18 protein-coding genes are annotated in these 17255 nt (G+C 59.3%); 11 read left to right on the forward strand and 7 right to left on the reverse strand.

The window, feature by feature from the left end; all coding sequences use genetic code 11:
- Positions 1–53: 53 nt before the first annotated feature.
- Positions 54–995 carry a LysR family transcriptional regulator gene (locus AC57B6_RS11755; protein ID WP_496421383.1) on the forward strand — a complete coding sequence of 314 codons (942 nt, stop codon included), beginning with the start codon at positions 54–56 and terminating at the stop codon, positions 993–995.
- Positions 996–1337: 342 nt separating this feature from the next.
- Positions 1338–1949: an ATP phosphoribosyltransferase regulatory subunit gene (locus AC57B6_RS11760; RefSeq protein WP_496421384.1), complete on the forward strand. Its 612-nt coding sequence runs from the start codon at positions 1338–1340 to the stop codon at positions 1947–1949.
- Positions 1950–2506: 557 nt separating this feature from the next.
- Here AC57B6_RS11760 and AC57B6_RS11765 read toward each other — a convergent pair.
- Complete coding sequence (locus AC57B6_RS11765; RefSeq protein WP_496421435.1) at positions 2507–3298, reverse strand: SDR family NAD(P)-dependent oxidoreductase; 792 nt, start codon at positions 3296–3298, stop codon at positions 2507–2509.
- Positions 3299–3371: 73 nt separating this feature from the next.
- Positions 3372–4136 carry an SDR family oxidoreductase gene (locus AC57B6_RS11770; protein WP_030099423.1) on the reverse strand — a complete coding sequence of 255 codons (765 nt, stop codon included), beginning with the start codon at positions 4134–4136 and terminating at the stop codon, positions 3372–3374.
- 233 nt (positions 4137–4369) lie between these two features.
- On the opposite strand from AC57B6_RS11770, the gene AC57B6_RS11775 reads away from it, so the two are divergent.
- Entirely contained in the window at positions 4370–5269 is a 900-nt protein-coding gene (locus AC57B6_RS11775; RefSeq protein ID WP_406869157.1) for a LysR family transcriptional regulator, read from the forward strand.
- Positions 5270–5330: 61 nt separating this feature from the next.
- On the opposite strand, the gene AC57B6_RS11780 is transcribed toward AC57B6_RS11775, so the two are convergent.
- The gene (locus tag AC57B6_RS11780) at positions 5331–6176 is read right to left on the reverse strand and encodes an MBL fold metallo-hydrolase (protein ID WP_028195813.1); all 846 of its coding nucleotides are present in this window, start codon (positions 6174–6176) and stop codon (positions 5331–5333) included.
- Between the two features lie 72 nt (positions 6177–6248).
- On the reverse strand, positions 6249–6854 hold the full coding sequence (locus AC57B6_RS11785) for a TetR/AcrR family transcriptional regulator (RefSeq protein ID WP_028195812.1): 606 nt from the start codon (positions 6852–6854) through the stop codon (positions 6249–6251).
- A gap of 129 nt (positions 6855–6983) precedes the next feature.
- Here AC57B6_RS11785 and AC57B6_RS11790 point away from each other — a divergent pair, with 129 nt between their 5' ends.
- The 5 genes from AC57B6_RS11790 (at position 6984) to AC57B6_RS11810 (ending at position 11635) form a co-directional block, all read left to right on the forward strand.
- Positions 6984–7907, forward strand: coding sequence for an NAD-dependent epimerase/dehydratase family protein (locus tag AC57B6_RS11790; protein WP_496421385.1), 924 nt, complete (start codon positions 6984–6986; stop codon positions 7905–7907).
- Between the two features lie 2 nt (positions 7908–7909).
- A complete protein-coding gene (locus AC57B6_RS11795) occupies positions 7910–8254 on the forward strand; it encodes a DoxX family protein (RefSeq protein WP_106355754.1) in 345 nt (114 codons plus the stop codon).
- 193 nt (positions 8255–8447) lie between these two features.
- Positions 8448–9935 (forward strand): FAD-dependent monooxygenase, encoded by a 1488-nt coding sequence (locus tag AC57B6_RS11800; RefSeq protein WP_496421386.1) that lies wholly within the window; start codon positions 8448–8450, stop codon positions 9933–9935.
- Between the two features lie 273 nt (positions 9936–10208).
- Positions 10209–11216 (forward strand): hypothetical protein, encoded by a 1008-nt coding sequence (locus AC57B6_RS11805; RefSeq protein ID WP_496421387.1) that lies wholly within the window; start codon positions 10209–10211, stop codon positions 11214–11216.
- Positions 11217–11425: 209 nt separating this feature from the next.
- Positions 11426–11635: a hypothetical protein gene (locus AC57B6_RS11810; protein ID WP_496421388.1), complete on the forward strand. Its 210-nt coding sequence runs from the start codon at positions 11426–11428 to the stop codon at positions 11633–11635.
- Here AC57B6_RS11810 and AC57B6_RS11815 read toward each other — a convergent pair.
- The 3 genes from AC57B6_RS11815 to AC57B6_RS11825 form a co-directional block, all read right to left on the reverse strand.
- Positions 11613–12500 (reverse strand): SDR family oxidoreductase, encoded by an 888-nt coding sequence (locus AC57B6_RS11815; protein WP_496421389.1) that lies wholly within the window; start codon positions 12498–12500, stop codon positions 11613–11615. The two genes, AC57B6_RS11810 and AC57B6_RS11815, sit on opposite strands and share 23 nt — an antisense overlap.
- Before the next feature lie 238 nt (positions 12501–12738).
- Positions 12739–13971, reverse strand: coding sequence for an NADH:flavin oxidoreductase/NADH oxidase family protein (locus AC57B6_RS11820; RefSeq protein WP_183797198.1), 1233 nt, complete (start codon positions 13969–13971; stop codon positions 12739–12741).
- 163 nt (positions 13972–14134) lie between these two features.
- The gene (locus tag AC57B6_RS11825; protein WP_028195806.1) at positions 14135–14968 is read right to left on the reverse strand and encodes an alpha/beta fold hydrolase; all 834 of its coding nucleotides are present in this window, start codon (positions 14966–14968) and stop codon (positions 14135–14137) included.
- Between the two features lie 175 nt (positions 14969–15143).
- Here AC57B6_RS11825 and AC57B6_RS11830 point away from each other — a divergent pair, with 175 nt between their 5' ends.
- The 3 genes from AC57B6_RS11830 to AC57B6_RS11840 all read left to right on the forward strand — a co-directional run bounded on the left by AC57B6_RS11830 (position 15144) and on the right by AC57B6_RS11840 (position 17209).
- A complete protein-coding gene (locus AC57B6_RS11830) occupies positions 15144–15581 on the forward strand; it encodes a MerR family transcriptional regulator (protein WP_030099433.1) in 438 nt (145 codons plus the stop codon).
- A gap of 176 nt (positions 15582–15757) precedes the next feature.
- The gene (locus AC57B6_RS11835; RefSeq protein WP_406869171.1) at positions 15758–16657 is read left to right on the forward strand and encodes an acetoacetate decarboxylase; all 900 of its coding nucleotides are present in this window, start codon (positions 15758–15760) and stop codon (positions 16655–16657) included.
- Positions 16658–16741: 84 nt separating this feature from the next.
- Positions 16742–17209: a MerR family transcriptional regulator gene (locus AC57B6_RS11840; RefSeq protein WP_281662910.1), complete on the forward strand. Its 468-nt coding sequence runs from the start codon at positions 16742–16744 to the stop codon at positions 17207–17209.
- Positions 17210–17255: the final 46 nt, after the last annotated feature.

Consider the following 17255-nt stretch of genomic DNA (forward strand, 5'->3'; position numbering starts at 1 on the left):
CGCTCCTTGTCACAAACTTTAGTTGAAAACCAATAGTTTCCCAATGGGAGTCGATGGCGATATTATTTCGGCTTAATGTCGCTTTGAAAGATACAATCGTGATCGACCTTTTCAACGATGTTCCAGCTTTCGTGGCGGCCGCCGAAGCGGGGAGCTTTGCCGCTGCAGGACGAAAGCTTCATCTCTCGCGCTCGGCGGTGGGGAAGGCCATTGCGCGCATCGAGGCACGGCTCGGAGTACGGCTCTTCAACCGGACGACGCGGGCGCAGTTATTGACCGACGAAGGACGTGCTTTTCTCGCCCGCTGCGTTAGAGCAACCGAAGAATTGCGTGAGGGCGCGGCTCTGATAGAGGCCGGGCGGTCTAAGGTGCGGGGCTTGCTGCGGGTGACAATGCCCGTCCTGTACGGCCGGCTAAAAGTTGCGCCGCTGCTGATGCGCCTTACCGATGAACACCCGGAGTTGACTATCGAACTCGACCTCAGAGACCGTCGAGTATCTCTGGTGGACGAAGGCTTTGATCTAGCGGTCAGAATCGGCCCGAGCGAGACAACGGTTGGCTTGTCGTCTTGTGCAATCGGGAAACATGCCACCTTGCTCTGCGCCGCTCCTTCGCTGATCGAAAGGTTAGGCATGCCGAGTTCTCTTGGCGACCTCGACCGATATGACGCACTGGTCTATCACCGCGACAACTGGAGCGAGCGTTGGACTTTTCCGGATGATGGCGGACGTATGACACTCATCGAGCCAACTTCCCGCATTCGCGCGGCAGACCTCGGGGTCATCATGGATGCTGCGATTTCAGGGCGAGGCATCGCCTGGTTGCCCGACTGGCTGATCGAAGACGAACTCGAATCGGGAAGGCTTCTTCAGTTGCTGCCCGATCTGCCGGTTCGCCAGCGCGACATCAACCTTTTTTGGGTAACGACGCCAACGATTCCGGGACGACTGCAGTTGGCCATCGACGCTCTCACCCTGACAGTTCCCATGGCATAGGCGCTAGCTCGGATGTGCAAAGGGCAGAACGGGATACGAAGGCCATGCCGATCAATCCGGACCATTGGTATCGGTCATGGGCCTCCAAGAGATGTGGGCCCGTTCACAAATCAAACTTAATGTGCCAATATGGCTGGCATGGAACTCCGTAACGTCCCGAACCAATCTCGTCATCATCACGGTCGTCATCCGATGCGCCGTGGTTCGTTACGTCCATAGCAGGACATCGGGGATTGTAGCTCCCCCTTCCTGTACCAACGACCAAGGCGCCTACGGCGCCTTTTTTATTTTCTACCCCGAGGAGGACTGCCATGACCATGATTCGCGGAACACGCTTCATCGTTGGCAAGGAAGCTGCGCAAATTCGCGCTCTGGAAACCCAATTCCGGAGCTACCTTCATTAACGTGGGAGCCGAGGAGGCGATTGTTCCCGCGTTGTGGTCGCAGGATACATTCATTCAAAAGGCCGGCGGCAGCGAGATCATCGGCCAGATGTGGGCCTTTCCCGATAAGAAAGGACGCGCGTGCTGCCTGATTCCTGAGGCAACGGCACTATTTCAGGAGCGCTGCAGCGAACTGCTGGGCCGACAACGGGAGCGGATGTTGTTTTACATCGCTCGATGCTACCGCTATGAAAGACCTCAAGCCGGTCGTTACCGCGAATTCTCACAACTCGGGTTTGAGTATCTCTGCCCCAACCCGGAATCCGCGGTCAAACGTAGCCAGGAGGTAGCGATCGGCTTCTTCGATTCGCTCGGCCTGCGCTACGAAATCGACGATTCGGCCCGCAGAGGCCTCAGCTACTATCTGAACGGTAGGGGCTTCGAAATGCGCTGTAGAGAACTCGGGGCACAGCAGCAAGTCGTTGGTGGCGGCGCATATCAGGAGGGGGCCGGTTTCGGCATCGGCGCTGAACGGCTATTGTTGGCGATGACCGTTCAAGGGCTTGTGTAGCGGACTCCAATGCCGTCGCGGCTTGCGGCTCTGGGCAGTCGCAAGCTGCATATCGCCAGCTACACGTATTCAGGCGATGGCGCGAACGTCCGCTTCCGCAGCCTCAACAGTCCTTTCCGGATCGCGCGCCGTCAGCCGCGAATCGGCCGTGTACCGCATCCACTAATGAAACGCCGGCCTTTGGAGATGTGCATCTAAACGGCGACCAATATGTTGAGATAGCATCAGTCGAACTGAACAGGGGGGGACGGTGTTTCGGGAAATCAGAGCTCGCATAAACTCAATCGACGTCCCTCTTGCCAGTCTCCTTCTTAGCGATCTGATGAGGATCCTGGCAGAAATGGTCGGCTATATCACGCTCCCTTGGTGGATCGTTCACCGGGGCGGCGCGCATGACTTGGCGCTCTACAGCGCAAGCATTGCCATCACCACGATTTTTGCAATGCCACTGCTTTCACCACTCGGCGATCGCAATGAGCTACGCAATCATCGGGCCTGGCAACGTGCCTTAAGCGGGGAAACAGGTGGAGACACGCCGGCCCAAGACCGGCGTGGGTCTAGAAGGCGCTCTTTATAACGCCTCCGTCGGCTCGCAACGCTGCTCCCGTCGTGGCTGACGAAAGCGGGCTGGCGATATAGGCCACGAGCGACGCGATCTCCTGCGGCGACTCAAATCGCTTGACGAGCGATGTGGGTCGGACCTTCTCGAAGAACTCCTTTTCAAACGCCTCGAACGATTTGCCGTCGGCCTTCGCAAGGGTCTCCACGAATTCACCTACTCCTCGCGATTTCGTTGGCCCCGGCAGCACACTGTTGACTGTGATGCCGGTGCCGGCAACAGCTTCGGCGAGCCCGCGCGAGACCGCCAGTTGCGCGGTTTTCGTCATCCCGTAGTGGATCATTTCAGCCGGAATCTGCACCGCGCTTTCGCTCGAAATGAAAATGATGCGCCCCCAGTTGGCCCGCCTCATCGCAGGCAAAAACAGGCGAGCAAGGCGTACCCCGCTCAAGACATTGACGTCGAAGAACCGCTGCCAGTCCGCGTCGGGAATATCTTCAAACGGCTTGGGCTCGAAGATGCCGAGGTTGTTGACCAGAATTTCCACGTCCGGATAGCGTCGCGCGAGCTCTTCCGCTGAAGCGGCTGTACTGAGATCGCCCGCAAATCCCTGCACGTCGCTGCCTGTCTCCGCTTTCATCCGTGTGACCACGTCATCCACGGATGACTGCGAGCGGCCGTTCACGATCACACGAGCGCCTTCCTGCGCCAACGTGCTGGCGATAGCGAGACCGATGCCGGCTGTGCTGCCGCTCACCAGCGCGAGTTTGCCTGTCAGATTCAGGTCCATGAGTGATTTCCTTTCAATGGATGAAGCAAAAATGGCGACATCGGGTCCTGTACGTCGGATGCCGCCAGGAAGGTCACGTACGGGTAATCGATGCGCCCCCATCGACAAGCGATGCGGTGCCGGTCACGAAGGACGAATCGTCCGACGCGAGATACAGCACCGAACGTGCCAATTCCTCTGGTTTTGCGACGCGCTTGAGCGCATGCAGCCCAATCACGAACGCCTGCGATTCGTTGCTGTCGTTCATGCCGCGATACATCTCCGTGTCCACCGCACCCGGCAACACCGCGTTGACTCGCACGCCTTGTGCGCCGTACTCGGCAGCGAGCGCCTGCGTCAGACCAATCAGCCCGGCCTTGCTCGCCGCATAGGCCGCGGTGCCGGGAAACGCGAACGAGTAGCCGACGAAGGTCGACGTGAAGATGATAGATCCACCGCCGTGCTTCAGCATTTCGGGAATCTGATGCTTCGCTCCCAGGAAGGCACTCGTCAGATTGGTCGCAAGCGCGGCGTTCCAGCCAGCTTCTGAAATACCGGTGGACGGGCCCATCTCGCCCAGCGTACCGGCATTGTTGTAGGCAACGTCGAGGCGGCCGTACTTCTCTACGGCCAGCGCGACGAGCGCTTTAGCATAGTCTTCGGATTGCACATCTCCAGCCAGGGCGATTGCCTCGCCACCCGCAGCTTCAATTTCTGCCACGAGTGTAGTCAATTCGTTCAGGCGGCGTGCGCCGACTACGACCTTCGCGCCTTCAGCGGCGAACAACCTGGCGGTGGCACGACCGATGCCCGAGCTGGCGCCAGTGACGAGCGCGACTTTGTTGGTCAAACGTCCCATGATGATTCTCCATTTAAAAATAACGGCTGGACCTTGGCCACTGCTGGCAAAGCCAGAGCCAGGGCTATCGAGAAGACTGCGCGCTGCCTGAACATGATGAGCGCACGACCCGGCGGGGGATGATCACCTGATCATCGCTGGCTACCCGTGGGAATGCCAGAAGTATGGGCTTGCGCAATTTTCCGGAGTACCCTTCAATTCCCGCATCAGCATTTCGGAAAATCCGGACAATCATGAAGCTCGAGGGTATTGCGACTTTTGTGTCGGTGGTGGAGGGCGGCTCACTCAGTGAGGCGGCACGTCGGCTGCGCGTATCGCGGTCCGTGGTCAGCGAACGGTTGATGGAGCTGGAGAGGACGCTGGGTGCCAGCCTGTTGCAGCGGACGACTCGCAAGCTGACGGTGACCGAAGACGGTAAGGCTTTCCTCGCAAGAGCGATCCGCATCATGCGGGAGGTAGAGGAGGCAACTGCCGATCTGGCCGAACGCAGAGCGTCTCTGAGCGGCCCGCTGCGTATTTCTGCGCCCGTGACCTTTGGTCGTATGCATCTGGGGCCGGCGCTTTACCCTTTCCTGAATCGCCATCCTGAGATACGGCTCACCCTGGACCTTGACGACCGGCGGGTGGACGCGAGCGCGGATGGTTTCGACGCAGTAATCCGGCACGGACCAATACCCGATTCCTACCTGGTGGCCTGGCGACTTGCGACTAGCAGGCGTGTGCTGGTGGCTGCTCCCTCCTACGTTGCCCAATTTGGACTGCCGACTTCTCCTGCCGAACTGGAAGGACACCGTGGCATTTTTTACATGAACCGGGGAGGGGCGGATTGGCGCTTCGTCCAACAAGGACGGATTACCGTGGTACACGGTCGATTCGGCCTGGTGCTGAACAACGGCGACATGATGCGCGATGCCGCCATCGCCGGCCTGGGTATCGCGTTGCTGCCGACGTTCATCGTGGGCGATGCGCTCAAGTCCGGTGTCCTTATACCCGTCGATATTGGCATCGAGGCGGAAACGGAGTTCATCTACATCGCGCACCCAGATGGCCAGCATCCTTCGATGAAGCTTCGTGCGCTGGCGGACTGGCTGCGCGAAGCGTTCGGAAGCCCACCATACTGGGATGCGACTTAACGCTCCCGGGTTACACGAGGTAAGGCAAAAAGTGGCCAGACCTCGTCCGACGACGACCGACTCAGTCCGTTTTTACCGTATCGAGAAACGCTCGTAGTTCGCGCTGCATGGTGGTTGCATCCAGAGCGATGCTCCCGCCATGTCCGGCGAACACGCTACTGAAGTTTTCGTCAACGAGCCGTTCGAGGGAGCGAAGCTGGGTGGGCCAGTCGTACCAGCAGGCGTCTCGAAAGGCATGCAGAGCACGCTTGCGGAAATCCCAGCACAGTGAGTCTCCAGAGAAAAGGGCGTGGCCGATGAGGAACATGACGCTTCCCCGTGTATGTCCCTCCATCGGAATGACCCGAACGCCCGGCAACAGCTCATGCGCGAGAGTACCTGTGATTACGTCGGTGACGAACGGTGCGCCATCGGCGTCGTTTTCATGTATCCAGACGCGGGCGCCAAAGCGCTTCGCATAGATGCCCGCGTCCGCGACATCGTCGCGGTGGGTCAGCAAGATATGATCCAATCCTCCGGCTTCCGCGATCCAGCGCTCGATGTGGCTGGCCCAGCGCGGCCCGTCGATCATCAGACGCAGGCCGCCTGCAAGCGTGATGTAGCTGTGAGCGCCGTACGAAGAGCGGGCGTTATAGCCGAGCCTCCAAACGCCGGGAGCTAGGGCTTGCGGGAAGAGGCCTGCCGGCATCTTCAATCCTTTCGGCGGCCGAACAGCAGCCGCTGGACAGATGAGGACGCCGCGCCACGCATCTTCCGTTTCCTGTTCACTGGCAGGCTGGTGCGCAAACGCCGAAGCGCCGTTTCGTTCGATGAACAGATTGGGAGCGGCCGTTCGAACCGCGCCGCAGTTGAAGCAGGCTGCGCTCACATGCCAACGATCGTCGACGTCACCTTTGTCCTCCGCCATAGCGCGCTCCCGGCTGATATTGGGTAGACGGTTCAAAGATAGCATCTTTGCGCGATTGAGAATCGGGGTGCGCTAGCGAAGCGCCGCGCCTACCGCCTCGTCAATCTGCATCGCAAAGCGTGAGTCAACATCGGGCACCGTGTAGCCAAGTGTCAGTTCCAGATGCGCGTCGCCTAGCACCAACTGAACGAATGTCGCTGAGCGCAATGCCGCGGTCGATTCGTCAAATCGCCTTCGCAGAATTTTTGCGGCGAACGCGCGCACGACCTTTGCACCATTTTCGTAAAACACCTCGCCGAGTTCCGGAAAACGCGCGGCCTCAGCAACGATGGCACGGTAAAGCCCCAGACTATCCGGCGTGATGAGGCTTCGTGCCAGCACCCATCCCAACTCGCGCAACTCGACTTCGGGTGCGCCATCGGATTGCTCGCTCTGAGCGCTTGCAAGCAGCGCGCCCACCTGAGCGCACATCACGCTCACCAGACCGACAAACAGCGCCTCCTTTGACTTGAAGTGGCGGTAGACCGTCTGTTTGCCGACGCCGGCGGCTGCGGCGACATCGTCCATCGTTGCCAGACCGAAGCCGTCGCGTAAAAAAACGGTTCTGGCGCCATCGAGGATGGCTGACCGCTTGCGGCATTGCAGCGGGCTCAGGCCCGCAAGAGAAAAAGTGTCCATACGAAATAAATAACAGATCGTCGAGTAGTTGACAAGACTGAGCAGTCTCGTTTAGATTTGCCAAAACGAGACTGATGGGTCTCGTTTGTGCGACGATTCAATTTCACATCCAATCTCTTGGAGAACGCTTTGAAACTGTTCATTACAGGTGGGACTGGCTTCATCGGGCACGCCGTCGCGCGTAAGGCAAGCAGCCTCGGTCATCAGGTGACGGCGCTAGTGCGCGACGACAGTTCGGCGGCCGCCAGCGCGTTAGCGCGTCTCGGTGCGACACTGCATTGCGGCGATCTGCGCGAGCCACAGTCTTTCGATGCGGCTGCCGGTGCCGCTGATGGCGTGGTGCACACCGCGTCGACCAACGATGCTTCCGCCGGTGCCGCGGATGAGGCCGCGGCGGTAGCGATGCTTTCGCAGTTGCGTCCGGGCGCGGCGTTTGTCTATACGTCGGGCACCTGGGTCTACGGCAACACGGAGGGGGAGCCCGCGACTGAAGCATCGGCGCTGAACCCGACACCACTCATCGCGTGGCGGCCCGCAGTGGAGCAACAGGTACTGGCGCTAGCAGCGCGCCGCTCGATTGGGGCAGTGATCCTCAGGCCGGCAATGGTGCACGGCTACGGCGGTGGCGTGTTCGGCATGCTTGCCGGCATGGCCCGCCAGACGGGCAGTGTGAGGATCGTCGGCGATGGTCGTAACCACTGGCCTGCCGTTCACGTCGACGATCTCGCTACGGCCTACCTGAGCGCGGTGGAGCGGGCAGCAAGCGGGGACGATCGGGTCGTGGGACAGATCTTCAACGTGGTCGCGGAAGATGCTGTTGCCGTCGCCGAAATGGGTGAAGCGATTCGGGCCTCGGTCGGCGCTGATCGCGTCGAAGTCTGGCCGCTCGACGATGCTCGCAAATTGCTTGGACCGTTCGCTGATGCATTGGCGCTCGATCAGACAATAAGCGGGCAGCATGCCCGGCGAGTTCTTGCGTGGCAGCCCCATGGCCCCGGCCTGATTGCAGATTTGTCTGCAAAAGAGCACTTTCAGCCAATCGACGGAGCATGACCATGGCCTGGAATAGTGCATCTTTCGAGTCGATTCTCGCGATGATCGTAGCGGTTCTGTTCACGATTGCCGGCGTGGTCAATCTCGCAGGACTTGGCGCGGCGAAGCGCGACTTCGCACGCTGGGGTTATCCGGCATGGTTTCGTTTGCTCTGCGGCGCGCTTGAACTGTTGTCCGCGGCACTTCTTTTTGGACAGCAAACCAGAGTTTTTGGTCTGATACTGGCCGGCGCGATCATGGTCGGCGCGCTCTTCACGTTGCTGCGCAACCGGGAGCCGTTTGGGCATCTCGCCCCGGCGCTGGTCTTCTCGGCTCTCGTTGTGGCTACTGTGGCGCTCCGCGTGTGAGGCAAGGACGGCGGTTTTGAGGTGAGGCTTCTCTGCCCGAGAGACGCGCATGGTGACTCGGAAAACTACGGCCAATCGACCGAGCGTTCGAGCACAGAGAAAAAGCTGCGCACCGAGACAGGGTGCGGATGCTCGGTTCAGAACGCTGAGATGTAGCGTCGGAACGGTCGGAACTTCCAGGAGGAGTTTGCGGATGACAGAACATGCAGTCGTGATTGCCGGAGGAGGCCCAACGGGCCTGATGCTAGCCGGCGAGTTGGCGTTGGCGGGCGTCGACGTAGCCATTGTCGAACGTCGTCCGAACCAGGAACTTGCCGGTTCGTGTGCCGGTGGTCTGCTTTCACGCACGCTCGAGATTTTCGATCAGCGCGGCATTGTCGACCGGTTCCTCGCTGAAGGACAAATAGCCCAGGTCACGGGATTCGCGGTCACGCGTTTGGACATCAGCGATTTTCCGACGCGGCACAATTATGGGCTGGCGCTAAGGCAAAAGCATATCGAGCGCATTCTCGCTGGTTGGGTCAGCGAGTTGGCGGTGCCGATCTATCGCGGCCGCGAATTAATGGGTTTCACGCAGGACGCCACCGGCGTCACCATCGAACTGTCCGATGGCGCATCGCTGCGGGCACGCTATCTTGTCGGGTGCGACGGAGGGCGAAGTCTGGTCCGCAAGACTGCCGGTATTGAGTTTCCAGGTTGGGATGCGACGACCAGCAGCATTCTGGCCGAGGCCGAGATGACGCAGGAGCCGCCATTGGGCGTCCATCGTACGGCACTTGGTATGCATGCCTTCGGCAGGGAAGAGTACGAAATTCGCGACGGCAAAGTAGTCTTTGCCACGGAAGGTCCCATAGGCGTCATGGTGACTGAAAAGAGTGTCGGCGCGAAGGCCGAGCCGACGCTGGACGATCTCCGCGAAGCGCTCATTGCCCAATGTGGAACAGATTACGGCATCCATAGCCCAACCTGGATTTCCAGGTTCACCGATATGTCGCGGCAGGCGGCGGCTTACCGAAAGGGCCGGGTTCTGCTGGCTGGCGATGCCGCACATGTGCATTCTCCGGTGGGTGGAAAAGGCCTCAATATTGGTGTGCAGGACGCGGTTAATCTGGGTTGGAAGTTGGCCCAGGTGGTGAAAGAAACATCGCCGGAAAGTTTGCTCGACACCTATCACGCTGAGCGGCATCCGGTTGCGGCCCGCGTGTTGCGCACGACAATGGCACAGGTTGCATTGCAGCGTACTGATGAGCGCACTGAAGCCTTGCGTGAAGTTGTATTGGAGTTGCTCGGCATCGAGGAAGCTCGCAAACGGATCGCCGCCGAGATGTCTGGCCTGGGGATCCATTACGACCTCGGCGAGGGGCATCCATTGCTCGGCCGCCGCATGCCCGACCTCGATCTGGTCACGTCTGATGGTCCTATGCGTATCTTTACGCTCCTTCACAATGCGCGGCCCGTGCTCTTGAATCTCGGCGCGCCTGGCAGCTTCGACATCACACCGTGGTCAGACCGCATTAAGTTGGTTCATGCAAAATACGACGGGCCATGGCAACTGCCTGCGCTAGGCTCGGTCTCCGCTCCCACCACAGTATTAATCCGGCCTGATGGATATGTGGCGTGGGTGGGCGACAGAATGCAGGATGGCCTGCACGAGGCGATGAACACCTGGTTCGGACCGTGAGACGAATAAATGTGGGCCGCGCATCGGACGACTGCTTTGAAGAGGTGCGCGTGACTGCCGCGAGCGAACTGAGCCGTTCGGTATCTGGCGGTGCCCGGCTAGGGACGGCCAGTCGACTTCAACACTCGAATCATTGACAATGCGACTCGCAGGCCGCGTGCAGCTACGCCCGGTCACACGAGCAGAAAAAAGTTGCACGGTCTGTCACGGACGTCAATTGCGCTGGACCGAACTCCAAATACGAAAGCTAACAATTGTCGGAGCAACGGGGAAATGAACCGCAGAAATATGCTGGTTGGATTCGTACTGACGTTCCTTGCAGGCTTCTGGATGGGACATCATGGGGCAGCCCAGAGTACGGCTCCCCGCACGCTAAGGGCGATGCCTGCCATCCCCATCTGGAAGAATCCCCAATGCGTTTCAGCAGATATCAAAGAAAACGAGTACTTCGAAATCGCCGCTTCGACTCTCGAACATGTCGCACCGCATTCCTCTGACTGGCTCGCCATCGGTGCCAAGCGCGCTCTCAGCCAAGACCTATATCGCAGCAGCCCAGGTCGTCTCGGCCCGAGGGTGTGTAGTCCGCCAGCGATATATGCCCGTGTTGCTGCGGCGTTCGCAGGAAAGCCTATCAAAGGCAGGTTTGACCTCTATGAAGTGGAATTGGCCTCGCGTATGCAATCTCCACCCGACGAAGTCGTAGATGCGGTGGCGCAAGTGGCGTTCGATCAGCGGCCGGTCATCGACGACGGTATTGATGGGCAGGTCAAGGGCGATATTCGGCCGATTGCGAGGACTGTATTGGCAGGGTTTGGGCACGATTCTGCGCGTTACGCGAGTACCGCTTTTGTACAAATTTCCAGCGAAAGCTCTATTGGCACTGGCGCAGCCCAAGTTGCAGCCGCCGGAGGACATCCGGAGGCGCTATCACGGATAGAGTCTCTCATGAATCAACTTCTCGCCACGGTCCCTGACGACAAGCCCATTCCATTGGCGACCCGCGATCGACTCTATGAGCTAGCGTGGGGAATCTACTTTTCAGGCGAAACGGCAAAGGACCATGTAGCGCCGATCGTTAAACTTATGGGGAAGTACGTACAGAGTGGCGCGCCACCGTTCGGCGTGGTTAGCCTTCATCCGAAGAGGATGTGTGAAGTACTGTCCAGGATATATGGCGACGATCAGCGTGTTAAGAGCCATTTTCCATACTGCGCCGACGAGACACCGTTGGAATCTTATCCCCAGGGCGCATTCGCCGTCGCGTCGGCGCAAAGCCGGTGAGAGACGTTCGGCGGGCTGGTTGTCGCGTGGAATGACCGCTTTCGTTTTGTTGTTAAGGACTCTTCTGGGCCGGCACTGTTGAAATACCCACGTGGTATCACACGAAGAACCACTTGCTGCCAGGTGTGTATCAGTCTTCGGACGATTGTTCCTTGTCGATGGTTCGTTTGCGTCTCATCGACATCAAAAACGGGAAAATCGATAGGGACATGAAATTCAACTTCGGCGCGGGCATCGTGGCCACCTCAATCTATGCAACGTCTATCGTGCAGATAACCCTCATCACGCGACCGTCATATTTCAGGGTGGCTATCATGGGATGGGCGACGACCAGGACGTTGCGGTTGAACCATGCGCATTTCGCAAACCAGCCGGCCGCCGCGCCAGCGAAGATGATCAAGCGTAACGCGCTTCGTTGAGGTCGGCGATAAGCGTCGGACCCGTGGGATGCCAGTTCAATCGCGCCTGTGTGCGGGCGCTGGAAGCCGGCATATCGAGACCGACGAACATCGCCATCCATCCGTAATGTGCCGCTGCGTCCTCTGGGGCGATCGAAACGACGGGCAAGTTCAGGCCTCGACCAAGCGCCTCAGCGATGTCCCGACTGCTGACGCCTTCTTCGCCAACCGCGTGATAACGTGCGCCTCGTTCACGCGCTTCCACGGCGAGCCTGTAGAGGCGCACGACATCGGAAAGGTGACCCGCCGGCCAGCGGTTGCGGCCCTCTCCCACATAGGCCACGGCGCCTTTTTCGCGAGCGAACCCGATGAGCGGTGAAATCAGACCTTGCTTGAACGGGTTGTGAACCTGCGGCAGTCGGACCACGGACACGTTGATACCCGCCTCCAGTAGCGCATTCCCAGCCAGTTCGGATGCGATGCGCGGATTCGGATGGCTGGTATCGAAGACGTCTTCGGTGGCCGGCTCGCCATGTTGGCCGCTGCCCATTCCCGTCCCCGAGGTAATGATCAAGGGCCGGTCGGAGCCTGCGAGTGCGGCACCGAGTGCGGCGATGGCGCGCTTGTCCTTTTCGCAATTCTCGACGAATCTCGAGAAATCGTGGTCAAAGGCGGTGTGGATGACCCCGTCTGCCTTCGCGGCGCCGCTGCGCAAGCTTTCGGGATATTCAAGGGTTCCGCGATGCACCTCGACCCCGGCGGCATCCAGTGCTCGGGCTCCGTCGTCCGAGCGGGTCATGCCGATTACATGATGGCCTGCCTGGATGAGCTCGGGAACGAGAGCCGAACCGATGAATCCTGTCGCGCCCGTAAGAAAAATACGCATGCTGAAGCCTCCCTGGTGGTCAGAGGCTAACTATCCGGCCATTTCCCATGCCTTTAAAGTAGTGAGATCATCATATTAAGATCACTAACAGGCTGCCTAGGCCGATCGACACGCCCACTTAGCCCTACGGCAGCGGGCTGGACCCACGCGAAGCCCGGAAGACCCGTTGCCATCTGGTAGCGTGTGAGCCGAGCCGCCGTGCAGTACAACGGGTATCAATAGGTCCGGCCACCCCCAATCACGTTGCCCGCTGCGCCATCAGGCGTTTGTACTTGCGAGTTCGGCATGCGTCAGTTGTTTGCTGCAGAATCAACGCGCGCAGCGGTGACACCTTAGGATCGGTTTTCATGCCCAGGCTCAGCTTGCGCAACTGGAACTTGACGGTCGCCATGTTCGCAAGCGAAGCCAGCGTCTTGTTCTTCCAGGTGATCGGCGAAAGTTGGGGCGCAGTGTCTTTTCCGCCTTGCCACGCTCGGGGCAAACTGGGTTCGATCGCGAGAGCGGTGCCCACGCCGACCATGTCCACGCCGCTCTTGACCACCTGTTCGGCGATTTGCCGACGGCGGATCCCTCCGGTGACCATGACCGGCATCTCCGCCACCTTCCGGATGTCGCGTGCGAACTCCACGAAATAGGCTTCGCGCGCCAACGTGCGACCGTCACGAGCTTCGCCCTGCATGGCAGGTGCTTCGTAGCTGCCGCCGGACAGTTCGACCAGATCCACTTTCAAACCGTTGAGCAGTTTGACGACTTGCCGGGCGTCGTCGGCAGTGAAGCCGCCGCGCTGGAAGTCGGCTGAGTTCAGCTTGACGGCAACGGAGAACTGCGGAGAAACCACGGCACGAACCGCTTTGACAACCTCCAGCAGCAGACGCGCGCGGTTCGCGAGCGATCCTCCCCATTCATCCGTTCTCCGGTTCGCGAGCGGCGAAAGAAACTGGCTCAACAGATAGCCATGGGCCGCGTGAATTTCCACGCCCGTGAATCCCGCCCGCTCCGCGAGTTGCGCGGTACGGGCAAATCGCGCGATCACGTCGTCGATGATTTCCTGCGTCATGGCGAGGGGCGTATTGAAACGTTTGGACAACTTGCCCAAGTCGAGCGGTACCGCAGAAGGCGCCCATGTCGGCTGGCCAAGATTGGCTTGCATCTGACGACCCGGATGATTGATCTGCAGCCAGAACTGTGCGCCTTTGGATCGGCCGATCTGCGCCCAGCGCGCGAACTTCGCCAGTTGCGTATCGTCCTCCAGGACCACGCCGCCGGGGCCCGTCATGGCGCGGCTGTCGACCATTACATTGCCCGTTATCAGCAGGCCGGCGCCGCCGTTGGCCCACGCCTCGTAGAGTCGCATCAGTTTCTCTGATGGACCCTGGCTGGCATCCGCCATGTTTTCTTCCATGGCGGCTTTGGCGATACGGTTGGGGATGACCGAACCGTTAGGGAGAGTCAGTTTGTCGAACACGTTCATAGGAACACCTCGATTGATCGTGTTGCAACTCTAAGTTTGAAGTCAAGTTTAAGGTCAAGCATTTTTTTGACGATGGGCTCAAAACGGAACGAGCCACCCGTGGGTAGCTCGTTGACTTGCCTGCATACGTCAGCAGCGGCGCGATCGCGCGCCGTTGACGGCTTTATGACTCTTTGATGAACGCGAGCAGATCAGCATTGATCGTGTCGGCGTTGGTCGTCGGCATGCCGTGAGGAAAACCAGCGTAGGTTTTCAGCGTACTGTTCCTCGCCAGCTTCGCCGAGAGCGGTCCCGAATCCGCATAGGGAACAATCTGGTCGTCGTCGCCATGCATGACCAGAACGGGAATGGTGGTGCTTTTCAGGTCTTCGGTGAAATCCGTCTGCGAGAAGGCGACGATGCCGTCATAGTGGGCCTTCGCGCTACCCATCATGCCCTGCCGCCACCAGTTCTGGATGATGCCCTCGGACGGCTTTGCATTGGGCCGGTTGTAACCGTAGAACGGGCCGGCAGGAATGTCGCGGTAAAACTGCGCGCGGTTGGCCGCGAGCTGTGCCTGAAGATCGTCGAACACCTGCTTGGGCAGGCCGCCCGGGTTGCTCTCCGTCTTGACCATGATCGGCGGCACAGCGCTGATCAGGACCGCCTTGGCAACGCGGTCTTCGCCATGGCGAGCGACATAGTGGATCACCTCGCCGCCGCCCGTGGAATGGCCCACGTGTACCGCCTTCTGCACGCCGAGATGGTTCACGACCGCCGCAACGTCGTCGGCGTAATGATCCATATCATGGCCGTCCCACACCTGACTCGACCTTCCATGTCCGCGCCGGTCATGCGCGACGACCCGGAAACCCTTGGCCAGAAAGAAGAGCATCTGGGCATCCCAATCATCTGCACTGAGCGGCCATCCGTGATGAAAGAAAATGACCTGCGCGTCACGCGGGCCCCAGTCCTTATAGAAAATATCGACGCCATCCTTCGTTGTGACAAATCCCATTTTTGCTTCTCCGGTGATGAGTTAGCAGTCAATCGGTGCGATGCGTCTGATCGCGGCCGGTCAGGCTGACGTACTGCTCCGTCTGTCGGATGGAGCCTGTGGACGCCTTGCTTGACCGTCTTTTAACTGTAGGATTAAAGTGAACTTTAGGGTCAATACTTTTTAAAAGTGCCATATGAAGATCGGAAAACTGGCGGAACTCAGCGGCCTGAGCGCGTCTCGTATCCGCTTCTACGAAGCAAGCGGCGTGATCAAGGCGGTCGAGCGGACGGCGAACGGCTATCGCGACTACCCTTCGGAGGCGTTGACGATACTCGAGATTATTGCCATTGCCCAGCGCGCAGGTTTCTCTCTTGAACAGATCCGGCATCTGCTGCCAACGGATCAGGGCTCGTGGCAACATGAATCGTTAGTCGAAGCGCTGAAGCAGAAAGTGACCGAAATCGAAGCGATGCAGGAGCGCCTGAATCAGAATCGGGCGCAACTACTCATAGCCATTGAGAGCATCGAAAACAGACCGGCAAATCTGGATTGTTCAGACAGAAAAGAGTGGGTGTTGGGACGTCTCCGCGAAAACGGGGTTGTGTCGGAACGGAAGAAGGGCTCGCGCTGATCCCCGGGCGCGAAGTTTCACCACCTGACAATTGTCGGCTTTCCTGAGGTCGTGATGAATTAGCCGTGCCGAAATGCTTGACCTTAAAGTTGAGTTGAATCTTAGAGTATGTCCTGCAGGAAGCGATCTGTTTGCTACGACGGCCTGCAGGCAACCATCTAGGAAGGTCAACGGATATGGACAGGCGGTTCACACAGGTCGAGTTTGGATCACACAAGGTTGAAGTTATCGAGGGCGGATACTACGACCGTTTCCGCATGAATCCGAACCTCGACGAGGTGGCGCGGGACCCCGCTGTCGGGAACATCGACTTTTTCCGCAGAATACCGAAGCATCAGGTCGAGTCACGGGTCGGCCCGATCTGGGCGCCGAATTTCTACTACCGCACCAGCAGTGTCCAGGTCCTGATGCTAGCCCCGTTGGCGCGATTGCGCGCCGCGCTGCCGACGCCTCTTGAGCCGTTGCACGCATTGCCCGGCTACGGCTTGGTGGCGCTGACATTCTTTTCGTACGCCGTTTGCGATAACGATCCGTACGACGAGGTCTCGGTTGCCGTCGTTATCCGCCGACCTGGCGCGCGCGGGTCGCATCTGCTCGAACTGCTCGATTCAATGCGGCGTCGAAGCTTTTTCGCGCACGTCCTTGCGCTCCCGGTTTCCACCGAAATAGCGAGAGTGCGTGGGGTGTATGGCTACCAGTTACCCAAATGGCTCGCGGCAATCACCGTCGATCTCGGTGCGGGCGTCAAAGCCGGTATATCGTCCCTCGACGGAAGGCCGGACCTGGCGCTGAACGCGCCGCTGCCCGTGCTACACAGCGCTGCGCCGCAATCTCAGATGGGGACGTCGACAATGGTGCACGTGGTCGACGGTCAATGGCATCAGACTTCGGTTCAGACCAACACGTTGTCGTTCGCTCAACGCATTCTTCCCCGGAACGTAAAACTGGTGCGTAGCGGCGGCCCGTTGAGCCAGCTTCTCGATGGACTGGGTGTCTCGACAATTGTTCGCTTCGACGTAGTCAAGGATGCGCAAGTAGTTCTGAACCTGCCCACACGTCTGACGGCCTTTGATTAAGCTTGAAGCAATAGGCAGGTCTGCGGATCCGCCACGAGCGTCACGCGGGCGCGGATTCTGGAATAACGGTGGAGTATCGAGTCTATGAAGATCGGAGAACTTTCGGAGCGCACCGGACTGACCCCGTCACGTATCCGCTTCTACGAGCGCATTGGGTTGCTGAAGGCCGTCCAACGCCAGCCCAATGGGTATCGGACCTACCCCACCGAGGCCGTGCTGGTGCTCGATCTGGTTGCGACCGCGCAGAAGGCCGGCTTCAGCCTCGATGAAATTGGCATGCTGCTGCCGCCCGATCCGACGCAGTGGCAACACGGCAAGTTGCTCGAAACGCTCCGCCTCAAGGTGCAGGACATCGAAGCGTTGGAAGCGCGACTGGCGCAGAGCAAAACGCATCTCGTCTCGCTGATCGCGGAGATTGAAGCCAAGCCGGTCGAGATCGATTGCACGACTAACGCGAAGAGAGTGCTGTCGCGAATGCGCCGGGGCGAAATGGCAAGCCCCATCCTCGCATCCGGCGATGTGAAGGCGCTCGGGAAGGCGAATCGCCGGTGACTGGTAAGGTCCCGCCAGGTAAGTGTCTGCGATGTCCGCACGGGAA

The organism is Paraburkholderia sp. BGA-UO-ETr-F12 (genome assembly GCF_059567945.1).